Genomic DNA, 10,675 nt, shown 5'->3' on the forward strand with positions numbered 1-10,675 from the left:
GTACCAGCGCTTGCGCCCGACCTTGTCGATCGACAGCGCGCACACCACCGCGGCGGCGACACCGGCCAGCGAGGTGAAGAAGCCATAGGCGATGCTCTGCTGCAGCGACAGCCCGAAGTGCGTGCGGTACAGCGTCGGCAGCCAGGTGATGATGCCGTTGGCCACCAGGTAGGAGCAGAACCACAGGCTCCAGATCACCAGGGTGCGCTTGCGATAGACGCTGCCGAACAGCTCGCGCCAGTCCGAGCGCTGCGCCTTGGGCAGCGCGCTGCGGTCGAACACCGGCGCCGGCAACGGGCCATGGCGGCGCTCGGCGCTGCGCTCCAGTTCGGCGACGATGGTGTCGGCCTGGGCGTAGCGGCCCTTGGAGGCCAGCCAGCGCGGCGATTCGAACATGAAGAAGCGCAGCGGAATCATGATCGCCGCCGGGATCAGCCCGACCATGAACATCGCCTTCCAGCCGTAGGCCGGCACCAGGAAGTAGCCGATGCCGCCGGCGGCGACCAGGCCGAGCAGGAACATCACCTCATACAGCAGGAAGAAGCGGCCGCGCTTCTTCGAGCCGATCAGTTCGTTGATGTAGGCGCTGGCCACCGGCACCTCGCCGCCGGTGCCGATGCCCTGGACGAAGCGGAACGCGATCATCGCCGCGGCGCTGCCGGCGAACAGGCAGGCCACGTCCATCGACACGAACAGCAGGATGGTGAACAGCAGCACGTGCAGGCGGCCGATGCGCTCGGCCAGCCAGCCGAAGAACACCGAGCCCAGCAGTTGGCCCAGGTAGCCGGCCGACAGGATCGTGCCGATCTGCGCCGGCGACAGCTGCCATTCCTTGGTCAGCACTGGCATCGCGTAGGCGATGGCGATCACCGTGTAGCCGTCGAAGAACGTGGCGGCGCCGACGATGTTGCGCGCCCACCACACCTTGCGGGTGATCGGCAGGCGTTCGAGGCGTGCGCCGATCTCCGCCTGCGCCTCGGCGATGGAGGGGGTGCGGGCGGTGGCGTTGGCGGTGGGGGCAGGGGCTGTGGTGGGCATGAGCATCGTGGCTGCCTTTCGCAGGACAAGGGGACCCCGACGCGGGCGCCGAAGCGTCCACGCAGCGAGACCGACAGAGAGGGCCGGGCGGTGGCCCGGGCGGATCAGGTGCTGGGGGCGGTCACGGCAACACTCCCGCTGGCCTGGATCGCGAAGGCGATGTCCTTGGCGGCCAGCAACGTCGGCTGCAGGGCGGTCTCCAGCAGTTCGGCGTGGCTGGTGCGCACCGACGGCGCGGCGACACTGATCGCGCCGAGCGGATAGTCGTCCGCATCCAGCACCGGGACCGCCAGCACGCGCAAGCCCTCGGTCAGCATCGACTCCAGGATCACGTAGCGGTCGCGGCGGATGCTGTCGAAGGTGCGCCGGATCGTGGCGATCTCCGGCGTCTGCGCACCCTGCACGTCGACCCCGGTCACCCGCGTCACTTCCGCCGGCGCCAGGTGCGCCAGCATCGCCAGGCCGATCGCGGTACGGGTGCTGGGCACGGTGGTGCCGATGCGGATGTCCACGCCCAGGCGGGTGATGCCGGCGCGCACGCGCTCGATGTAGAGCACGTCGGGGCCTTGCAGCACCGCGAAGCTGGCCGCCTCGTTGACGTCGCTGACCAGCGTGCGCAGCAGCGGCCGCACCACGCTGCGCAGATCGCGGCGGGCGATGGCGTGGAAGCCGAGGTCGAGCACCTTCAGGGTCAGGCGGAAGCGGCGGCTCTCCGGCACGCGGTGCACGTAGCCCAGCTCGACCAGGGTGTTGAGCATGCGGAAGGTGGTGCCGGGATCGAGCCGGGCCAGGGCCGCGATCTGGCTCAGCGACAGTTCCTCGTGCTCGGACGAGAACGCCTCGAGCACGCGGAAGCCCTTGGCCAGCGACTGCACGGTGCTGCGCAGCTTCTTGTCCCCGGCCTCGTCGCCGTCGTCGGGCGCGGCACTGGCCGCGCGCTGGGAAGTCGTCTTGATCATCTGCAGTTCCTGGAGGACCCGGGGGAATCGCCAGCTTGCTCGACCCGCCCGATCCTGTCGCTTGACAAGTGAATTTCGGATTGCGAAAATAATTTCGAAATTTCATGCCAAGACTCCGCCCGGGCGCTCGATGCGTCAAGTTGCGGCGCAACATGCGTGGGCGGTTCGCCCTGCGCGTCGACGATCCGTGGTTTCGAAACCTCCGAAAGACGCGTCATCGCCTGCTGGGAGTTGCGTAGGCTCAAGGCCATGCCGCGCCGGCGCGCGATGTCCGTGCTTGGGGCGGCGCCTATCGCGAGGCGGGTGGCGTCGCGTCTGTATCGCCAGGTAGACGAACGCGGCCGTGCGCGGCGATGTCAGCCGTGCTGGCAGACAGCGGCATGGCGGCATCGATACCGTGATGCATGGCTCGAACGACCCGACAGACGCCGCCCCCGCCGGCGCAGACATGGTGGCAAGCACTCTCGTTCAAGCGCACCGCCGCCGAGGTCTCGGCAGTGCTGGTGGTGATCGGCGCGACCTACGGCTTCGTGCAGTACGTGGAGGTCAAGCCGCTGCAGCGGCAGCTGGCCGAGGCGCAGGCCGGTGCCTGCGACGCCAAGGCCGCGGCGATGTCGCTGATGCTGAGTCTGTTGCCGGGCGAGAGCCGCACCCTCTTCGATGGCGCGCTGACCATCGCCAATCTCACGCCAGCGCAGGACGATGCCAAGGTGCGGCTGCGGATCGCGCCGCTGGGTGCGGCCGCGGTCGACAAGCTCCAGCCGGTGCCGGGAGACCGCTTTCTGGTGCAAGTGCCGGGCCGTGGCCGCTATGCGGTCTACCTGCGTTCCAGCAGCGCGCAGTTCGTGGAGCTGTCGATCCTGCGGCAACCGTGAGCCGGTCGCTGGCGCCGGCACGCCATTCAAGAAATCCAGCGCATGGCCGCCATTGCGGATAGCGGAGCCGTTTCGCCGAAGCGGCCGTCCCTCGGGGGAACGCGCATGCTGTCCTTGCCACGTTTGCTGGGCCGCCACCTGGCCAAGTTCCTGTCCAAGCCGCGCCGCCATGGCTCGCAACTGCCGACCAGCCCGCCGCAGCTGTTGCGTGCCACGCTGCGCAAGGGCGACGTGTTGCTGGTCGAGGGCAACAGCCGCTTCTCCACCGCCATCAAGTACCTGAGCCAGTCCACCTGGTCGCACGCGGCGCTGTACATCGGCGACCACGTGGCCGCGCTTCCCGGCGAGGAGGCGCCGCTGTTCTGCGATGTCGACATCAACGTCGGCGTGCGCCTGGTGGGATTGAGCGAGTTCGCCGGCCTGCACACGCGCATCTGCCGTCCGGTCGGGTTGAGCGTGCAGGAGATCGAGACCGTGGTGGAGTACATGGTCTCGCGGGTCGGCAACAGCTACGACCTGAAGAACATCTTCGATTTGGCGCGCTACCTGATCCGCACGCCGCCGCTGCCGTCGTCGGTGAAGCGGCGCTTCCTGGAGCTGGGCAGCGGCGAGCCGACCCGGGCGATCTGCTCGACGTTGCTGGCGCAGGCGTTCGGCGCGATCCGCTATCCCATCCTGCCGGAAATCGACCAGGCGCCGCCGACGGGAAGCGATGCCGGAGAAGACGCGGAGATCCTGCATCCGCGCCATCACAGCCTGACGCTGCCGCGCGATTTCGACGTCTCGCCGTACTTCAACGTGGTCAAGCCGCGCTTGCAGCAGGGCTTCGATTTCCATCGCCTGGTGTGGGAGCCGCACGCCGCCGGCGTGCCGTCCGCGAGCGCGCCGATGGATGCCGCACTGGCCTGACGGAAGCCGGCTGCAGCGTGAAACTGTGGTGCGCGTTGCTCTGGCGAAGCACTTCGCAGTTCAAGTTCGAGCGCGCGCTGGCCGATACAAAATTCCGTTCTCTGCTTTCTACGCCATGAATCCCATCCAATTTCTGCGCCGCCATATCGCCAATCTGCCCATGGCGCGCAAGTTCATCGTGCTGTGCACGCTGATCGCGCTCGGCGTGATCCTGCTCGCCGTTGCCGCGGCGCGCCTGCAATATCTCAACCTGATCGATGCGCGCAAGCAAAGCGTCAAGACCCAGGTCGACACGGGCCTGAGCGTGATGCAGCACTACGCCGATCTGGCCAAGCGCGGCGAGATGACGCAGGCGCAGGCGCAGGCAGCGGCCAAGGGCGCGCTGGCCGATATGAAGACCAACGGCGGCGTGGACTACTTCTTCATCGTCGACCCGCAGATGCGCATCGTCATGCATCCCAAGCGCGCGGTCGGCACCGACATGAGCGGCTACAGGAGCGATGCCGGCGAGTACGTGTACCGCGACATCCAGACGGCGGTGCGCAGCGGCGACGGTTTCAGCTACTACACCGCGCCCAAGCCCGGCAAGTCGGTGCAGCTGCCGAAGATCAGCTACGCCGCGCTGTACCCGCAGTGGAACTGGGTGCTGGCGATGGGCGTGTATGCCGAGGACATCCAGGCCCAGGCGATGGGCTTCACCAGGATCCTCACCGTGATCGGTGGTGGCCTGGTGGCGCTGGTGGTGGGCCTGTGCTGGCTGATCGCCGGCGCCATCGTCGCGCCGCTGCGCGGCGCCACGCGGACCGCCGAAGCGATCGCCTCGGGCCGCTTCGACAATCCGATCAAGGTCGAGTCGCGCGACGAGACCGGGCAGTTGATGACCAGCATGCAGCAGATGCAGACCCAGCTGCAGCGCTTCAACGGCGAGATGCAGACCCTGGTGCGGCTGCAGCAGGGCGAGGACATCAGCCACCGCATGCCGGAGGACTTCCCCGGCGACTACGGCACGCTCGCGCACGGCATGAACACGGCGCTGTTCGAGCACCTGGACGCGATCGTCGAGGCGATGGCGATCATGGACGAGTACGGTCGCGGCGACCTGCGCCGCGACATGCGTCGGCTGCCGGGACAGCGCGCCGCGCTGCACGAGGCGCTGGACGTGGTCAAGGCCAACCTGTCGGCGGTCAACGGCGACATCGCGCGGCTGGCCGACGCTGCCGCCCGCGGCGACTTCACTGCACGTGGCGACGAGGCGCGCTACGCGTTCGCGTTCAAGGAAATGGTGGAAGCGCTCAACCGGCTGATGCGCCAGGCCGACAGCGGCCTGGCCGACGTCGGCCGGATCATGGGGGCGATCGCCGATGGCGACCTGTCGCAGCGCGTGGACGTGCGCTATGAAGGCGCATTCGGCAAGCTCGCCGACGCCGCCAACCGCACCGCCGAGCAACTGACCGGCATCGTGCAGGGCATCCAGCGCGCGGTCGGCTCGATCAACACCGCCGCCAGCGAGATCGCCAGCGGCAACAGCGACCTGTCGGTGCGCACCGAGCAGCAGGCGGCCAGCCTGGAAGAAACCGCCGCCTCGATGGAGGAGCTGACGTCCACCGTGAAGCAGAACGCCGACAGCGCGCGCCAGGCCAACCAGCTGGTGCTGAGTACCGGTGAGGTGGCCGAGCACGGCGGCCACGCGGTGGAGGAAGTGGTGGCGACCATGGCCTCGATCAGCGCCGCGTCCGCGCGCATCGCCGATATCATCGGCGTGATCGACGGCATCGCCTTCCAGACCAACATCCTCGCGCTCAATGCGGCAGTGGAAGCGGCGCGCGCCGGCGAACAGGGCCGCGGCTTCGCGGTGGTGGCCTCGGAAGTGCGCTCGCTGGCGCAGCGTTCGGCGGCGGCGGCCAAGGAGATCAAGACCCTGATCTCCGACTCGGTGCAGGAAGTGGAGCAGGGCTCGACCCTGGTCAACCGCGCCGGCACCACCATGACCGAGGTGGTCGCCTCGGTGAAGCGGGTCACCGACATCATGGCCGAGATCTCCGCGGCCAGCGCCGAGCAGAGCGCGGGCATCGACCAGGTCAGCAAGACGGTGATGCAGCTGGACGAGGGCACCCAGCAGAACGCGGCATTGGTGGAAGAAGCCAGCGCGGCGGCCAAGAGCATGGAAGACCAAGCGGCGGAACTGGCGCGCGCGGTGGCGGTGTTCCGCCTCGCCGGGGGTGCCGCCATCAGCGTGGCACCGGCCCCCGCGGCCAGGCCGCAGCCGGCCAGGTCGGCAGTGCGGGCTGTCGCCGTCGCCACCAAGCCCAAGCCGACGGTCCCGGTGCGGCAAGTGGCGGCCAAGCCACGCCCGATCCAGGGCGTGCCGGCGGACAGCGCGGAGTGGGAAGAGTTCTGAGCCAGTGCGGCGTGGTGGCATCTGCCGCCACGCCGTGGCCGCTCCTGCAGGTGATGGCATCGCCTGGCATCCGAGGCGTATTGCCCCAGCTTCTTCATCCACTTTTTGCCTGTGGCTGCCTATGGTCGCAGCGACGGCGCGCCGGCAGTGCGGCGGTGGAGGAGGAGCCGAGTCGATGTTCTGGAAACGCAACAGCCTGTCGATCGTGTTGCTGGCGCTGAGCCTGCTGTTCATGGCCGCTCAGGCGTTGAGCGGCCATCAGGCCTACAACGAGGAACTGCGCCAGCAGGGGCTGGCGGCGCTGCCGATGTGGCAGTACCTGCACAGCGGGCACTTCATCGGCGCGCTGTTCGAGAACTGGGAGAGCGAGTTCCTGCAGATGGGCATGTACGTGGTGCTGACGGTGAAGCTGCGCCAGTGGGGCTCGGCCGAGTCGCGGCCGCTGTCGCCAGGGCAGGAGGACGACGCCGTCGCGCCGGGCCCGGCGCCTTGGCCGGTGCGCGCCGGCGGCATCTGGCTGGCGCTGTACGAGCGCTCGCTGGCACTGGCCTTCGGTGCGCTGTTCCTGCTCAGCTTCGTCCTGCATGCACTGGGCAGTTGGCGCCACGAGGTGGCCGAGCAGGCCATGCAGCATCGGCCGCCGCCGTCCTTCTGGGAACACGCCAGCGGCGCGCAGTTCTGGTTCGAATCGATGCAGAACTGGCAGAGCGAGTTCCTGGCGGTGTTCGCGCTGGTGGTGTTGAGCATCTGGCTGCGGCAGAAGGATTCCCCGCAATCCAAGCCGGTGCACGCGCCGCATCGGCAGACCGGCGATTGATCGCGGCGCCGCGGGCGGTGTCGACCACGGGCAATGGCCCAGACATGCGAACGCCGCGATGCTTGTGCATCGCGGCGTCGGCGTCGTTGCGGTGGAACCTGCAGTGAAGCGCTAGCGCGCCACGCTGCCCTTGGTCGAACCGGCACCCGGGCCGGCACCCAGATCGGCACCGGTGGTCGGGTCGCTGTCCGGCTGCGACAGCGTACGCGCCGCCAGCGCCTGCACTGCGCTCTGTTCCAGTTCGCTCAGGCCCACGCTGGGCATCCCGCTGCCGCCATCCACCGCCACCTGGCGATTGCGGTCGGCAATGGACTCCCATTGGCTGCCGCTGTTCCAGGGCCCCTGCATGTCGCCGTCGCCTTGCGACATGTCGTAGTAGCGGTCGGTGAAGGCCGGATCGCCCGGCAGCTTGCCTGGCGGGAAGTTCGGCTCGATCGCGTACAGCGCCTTCTCGAAGGATTTCTGGTGCGCTACCTCGCGGGTCATCAGGAAGGTCAGCGCATCGACGATGCCCGGATCGTCGGTGACGTTGATCAGGCGCTCGTAGACGATCTTGGCGCGCGCTTCGGCGGCGATGTTGGAGCGCAGGTCGGCCGTCGGCTCGCCGATACTGTCCACGTAGGCCGCGCTCCACGGCACGCCACTGGAATTGACCAGCGCCGGGCCGCCGCCGTAGAGAATCTGCTGGGTCTGGCTGGTGTTGTTGTTGCGGGTGAGGTTGCGCATGTCCTCGGCTTCGGCCATGCCTTCGGACAGCACCGCCTTCGGCCCCTGATTGAGCATGGCGATGATCGAGCCGATGATTTCCAGGTGGCTGAGCTCCTCGGTGGCGATGTCGTACAGCAGATCCTTGCGGCCGGGATCGACCTCGCCGATGGCCTGGGTGAAGTAGCGCATCGCCGCGGCGAGCTCGCCTTGCGGGCCGCCGAACTGTTCCAGCATCAGCGAGGCCAGCGCCGGATCGGGTTGTGCCACGCGGACCGTGTACATCAGCCGCTTGTTGTGCATGAACATGGGGTTCTCCTGGAGTGCCGCCCGAACGGCGTGACGACGCAATGGCGCGACCGACGGCCGCGCGTGGGGGATAGGCGTCTTGGATGCTGCGACCCGCGCCGGCGGGCCGCAGCCGGGGCGGTCAGGCCGCCTTGCGCTTGCGTGCCGCTTCTTCGTTGCCCCCCTGCTCGGCCAGCAGGGTCAGCTTCTCGTCGGTGGACTTCTCTTCATTGAGCGTTTCCAACAGCAGGCTCAACGCATCGTCCATGCCCAACTGCTTGGCCATGGCGGCAAGTGTGCCGTAGGAGGCGATCTCGTAATGCTCGACCTTCTGCGCGCCGCCGATCAACGCGGCATCGCGCACCGGGCCAGCCTCGATCGAGTCGATCACTTCCTTGCCTTCTTCCACCAGGCCTTCCATGGCAGCGCACTTGATCCGCTTCAGGCGCAGGTTGCCCTTTTCGACGACCTGGTCGATGCGTTCGATCTGGCCCTGGGTTTCTTCCAAGTGCGCTTCGAACGCCGCGCGCAGCGCCGGGTTGGTGGAGGCACGCGCCAGCCGCGGCAGTGCCTTGGTCAGCTGCTTCTCGGCGCTGTAGATGTCCGACAGCTCGTGGATGAACAATTCGTCGATGGTCTTGACGGCCATGGGGAGTCTCCGGTCGGTGATGGTTGGGTGCTGCGGGAATGTGCGCACGTCGTGCGGTGCACGACGGCGCTCAGTGCTTGGCGGTTTCGCCTTCGGTGCGCTCGCGCTTCAGGAACGCCAGGATCGTGGCTTCCTGGTGCTCGATGAGCCACTCGGCCATGGCGATTTCCTGGTCGAGGATGGCGGCGCAGATGTCGGCGATCTCGGTCTGCCCGGCTTCCTTGGCGGCGATCACCAGGGAACGGTAGCTGGCGATCTCCATATGCTCGAAGGCGTAGCTCACGCCCAGGCTCTTGGCCACCTCGTCGCTCATCATCGAATTGCCGGCGGCGTGCACCGAGGCCATCACGCTGGCGACGGTGCCCTTGATCGTCGGGATCGAGCCGTCCAGGATCTCGATGCAGCGCTTGACCTGTTCGGATTGATCGCGGGTTTCGTTGACGTGCTGCTCGATGCGCGCCTTCAGCTGCGGGTAGTGCTCCAGGCGGCCGGCGGTGGCAGTGAGCATGGTGTTGGCCTCCTGCTCCATGGCGTAGGCGTCCTGCAGCCATTTCAACAAGCGTTCGGTGTTGCTTCGGGTCATGGATATCGCTCCAGATGGTGTGCGCGACGCACCTGCGTCGCATCGCGCGTCCGTGTGTTTTTCCCCTGTGCGATCAACCTAGACTTGCCGCCGTTAGAGCAGTTGCAGCGTAGAGTGAATGCCGTGCGAGATGCCGTGTGAGGAGATGTACACGGTGGCGATACGCGTGATGCGCGGGTGCTGCATGTCTTTTGCGCTCGCGCTCGGAGGAGCGGCTTCAGCCGCGACAGGCCTTCATGGGAATGCCTGTCGCGGCTGGAGCCGCTCCTGAAGAGGGGGGTGCGCTGGATCTGTGGCCTGCTACAGAGACAGCAGCAGGCGCGATGCGTGTGCTTGCGTGAGGATCACAGCGACAACATCAGGGGAAAGCCTCTCGCGGCCAGAGCCGCACCTACAGCGCCGCCAGCCCGCAGCGCTTTTGCCATTCCCGATTCCCCACTTACGATTCCCGGCCTTACAGCGTCACCGCGCCACCCGAGATGGTCAGCAACGTGCCCGACGTATAGCTCGAGGTGTCCGCAGCCAACAGCACATAGGCCGAGGCCAGTTCCGCCGGCTGGCCAGGACGGCCGAACGGCGTCTGCTCGCCGAAGGTGCGCACCGATTCCTCATCCATGCCGGTGGGAATGAACGGAGTCCAGATCGGGCCCGGCAGCACCGCGTTGACGCGGATCTTCTTCTCGGCGAGCAGGCCGGCCAGGCCGATGGTCAGGTTGGCCAGCGCGCCCTTGGTCGCCGAGTACGGCAGGATGTTGGGCGTGGGCTTCTTCGAGTTCACCGAGGCGGTGTTGATGATCGAGCCGCCCTCGGGCATGTGCGGCAGCGCCAGCCGCACCAGGTGGAACGGCGCATGCACGTTGGTGGCGAAGGTTTTCTCCCATTCGTCGAGGGTGATCTCGTCGAAGCTGTGGAAATAGCGCTGGTAGGCCGCGTTGTTGACCAGTACGTCGAGGCCGCCGAAGGCGTCGGTCACGGTCTTGATCAACGTCTCGGCCTGCGCGCGGTCGCTGATGTCGCAGGGATGCAGCAGCACGCGCACGCCGGCATCCTCCACCAGCTTGCCGATGCGCTCGGCGTCGTCCTGCTCGTCGGGCAGATAGGCGATGGCAACGTCGGCGCCTTCGCGCGCATAGGCGATCGCCACCGCCGCGCCGATGCCGCTGTCGCCGCCGGTGATCAGCGTGCGCTTGCCCTGCAGCAGGCCGTGGCCGACATAGCTGTCTTCACCGTGGTCCGGTTTCGGATCCATGGCCTGGGTCTTGCCGGGGAAGGATTGCTGCTGGGCCTTGAAGGGCGGCGACGGGTAATTGGGAACGGCCATGTGTGTACCTCGTTGGGGGGGGGGGTCCAACGAGGGTGGGCAGGCGTCGGTAAAGCCGGGGCCAAGGCCGTGTGCGCGGCATGTCACGACGCCGGCTCATGCGCGTGCCGGCCGGCACTGTGTGGCGGGGGGC

The 10,675-nt window shown here is 67.6% G+C and carries 10 protein-coding genes; 4 read left to right on the top strand and 6 right to left on the bottom strand.

The genetic code is table 11. The features are described from left to right. A partial coding sequence (locus D183_RS25110) for an MFS transporter (protein ID WP_232757302.1) occupies positions 1-1,038 on the bottom strand: 1,038 nt, incomplete at its 3' end. Between the two features lie 104 nt (positions 1,039-1,142). Then, positions 1,143-1,997, bottom strand: a complete 855-nt coding sequence (locus D183_RS0117315) for an IclR family transcriptional regulator (RefSeq protein WP_017910111.1) — start codon at positions 1,995-1,997, stop codon at positions 1,143-1,145. Between the two features lie 404 nt (positions 1,998-2,401). Between D183_RS0117315 and D183_RS25115 the strand changes: the two genes are divergently transcribed. The 4 genes from D183_RS25115 (at position 2,402) to D183_RS0117335 (ending at position 6,996) form a co-directional block, all read left to right on the top strand. Then, a complete protein-coding gene (locus tag D183_RS25115) occupies positions 2,402-2,872 on the top strand; it encodes a hypothetical protein (RefSeq protein WP_039728364.1) in 471 nt (156 codons plus the stop codon). A 105-nt stretch (positions 2,873-2,977) separates the two neighbouring features. Then, a complete protein-coding gene (locus D183_RS0117325) occupies positions 2,978-3,781 on the top strand; it encodes a YiiX/YebB-like N1pC/P60 family cysteine hydrolase (RefSeq protein ID WP_017910113.1) in 804 nt (267 codons plus the stop codon). A 133-nt stretch (positions 3,782-3,914) separates the two neighbouring features. After that, positions 3,915-6,179 (top strand): methyl-accepting chemotaxis protein, encoded by a 2,265-nt coding sequence (locus D183_RS25120; protein ID WP_232757303.1) that lies wholly within the window; start codon positions 3,915-3,917, stop codon positions 6,177-6,179. A gap of 175 nt (positions 6,180-6,354) precedes the next feature. Beyond that, positions 6,355-6,996, top strand: a complete 642-nt coding sequence (locus D183_RS0117335) for a DUF6766 family protein (protein WP_017910115.1) — start codon at positions 6,355-6,357, stop codon at positions 6,994-6,996. Positions 6,997-7,107: 111 nt separating this feature from the next. On the opposite strand, the gene D183_RS0117340 is transcribed toward D183_RS0117335, so the two are convergent. The 4 genes from D183_RS0117340 to D183_RS0117355 all read right to left on the bottom strand — a co-directional run bounded on the left by D183_RS0117340 (position 7,108) and on the right by D183_RS0117355 (position 10,542). Then, the gene (locus D183_RS0117340) at positions 7,108-8,010 is read right to left on the bottom strand and encodes a manganese catalase family protein (protein ID WP_017910116.1); all 903 of its coding nucleotides are present in this window, start codon (positions 8,008-8,010) and stop codon (positions 7,108-7,110) included. Between the two features lie 121 nt (positions 8,011-8,131). Next, entirely contained in the window at positions 8,132-8,638 is a 507-nt protein-coding gene (locus tag D183_RS0117345) for a YciE/YciF ferroxidase family protein (protein WP_017910117.1), read from the bottom strand. 70 nt (positions 8,639-8,708) lie between these two features. Continuing rightward, positions 8,709-9,221: a ferritin-like domain-containing protein gene (locus tag D183_RS0117350; RefSeq protein WP_017910118.1), complete on the bottom strand. Its 513-nt coding sequence runs from the start codon at positions 9,219-9,221 to the stop codon at positions 8,709-8,711. A 454-nt stretch (positions 9,222-9,675) separates the two neighbouring features. Beyond that, positions 9,676-10,542: an SDR family oxidoreductase gene (locus tag D183_RS0117355; RefSeq protein ID WP_017910119.1), complete on the bottom strand. Its 867-nt coding sequence runs from the start codon at positions 10,540-10,542 to the stop codon at positions 9,676-9,678. Positions 10,543-10,675 lie beyond the last annotated feature (133 nt).

Source organism: Xanthomonas sp. SHU 199 (genome assembly GCF_000364665.1).
Classification (GTDB): domain Bacteria; phylum Pseudomonadota; class Gammaproteobacteria; order Xanthomonadales; family Xanthomonadaceae; genus Xanthomonas_A; species Xanthomonas_A sontii.